Origin of the sequence: Xenorhabdus santafensis, assembly GCF_033949405.1 — a bacterium.
GTDB classification, from domain to species: domain Bacteria; phylum Pseudomonadota; class Gammaproteobacteria; order Enterobacterales; family Enterobacteriaceae; genus Xenorhabdus; species Xenorhabdus santafensis.
In genome coordinates this window covers 1-547 of record NZ_VCDN01000356.1, presented here as the reverse complement: position 1 = coordinate 547, position 547 = coordinate 1, and the positions used below count along the sequence as shown (strand labels likewise).

General features: G+C 23.6%; 1 protein-coding gene. It reads left to right on the top strand.

Features of this window, described 5'->3' with window-relative positions; genetic code table 11:
- The first annotated feature begins 303 nt into the window (after window positions 1-303).
- On the top strand, window positions 304-531 hold the full coding sequence (locus FE392_RS22750; protein WP_024928006.1) for a helix-turn-helix domain-containing protein: 228 nt from the start codon (window positions 304-306) through the stop codon (window positions 529-531).
- Window positions 532-547: the final 16 nt, after the last annotated feature.

The following is a 547-nucleotide window of genomic DNA, read 5'->3' as shown; positions in this document are numbered from 1 at the left end:
GTTTGCTTTACAATTTGTTAGGAATGCCAAAATGATAACCTCCTCTTAGGTTTTTTAGAGTTAAAAATATATTTTAATAGATTAAATTTTAAGTTATATATTTAATTTTAACTCTAAGGGGTTAAAATTTCAATTAAAACAAATAAAATTAAATAATAAAACAATATATTTTATTTTTAAGGTTAATATTAAATGTGAATATATAAAAAATAACCTTAATATTATTTAATTTATGTTTTATTTGTATAAAAGTATCCTTGTAAGTAAAATGGTATGTACATTGAATGAAAAGGAGTATGAAAAATGAAGGTAGTAAGTAATATTCGTATGATTATGGCGAAAAAGAATATAGATAATATTTCGGATTTGGTGAGAATAACGGGAGTAAGTCGTAATTCTATCAATAAGTTGTGGCACAATGAGAATGTGTCTTCTTTAAAATTAGAGACATTGATAACGATCTGTGAGAAGTTGGATGTTGAGTTATTGGATTTAATTGAATATATTCGAGATGATAGTGAGACAAAATAATTTAGGGGCTATTTTA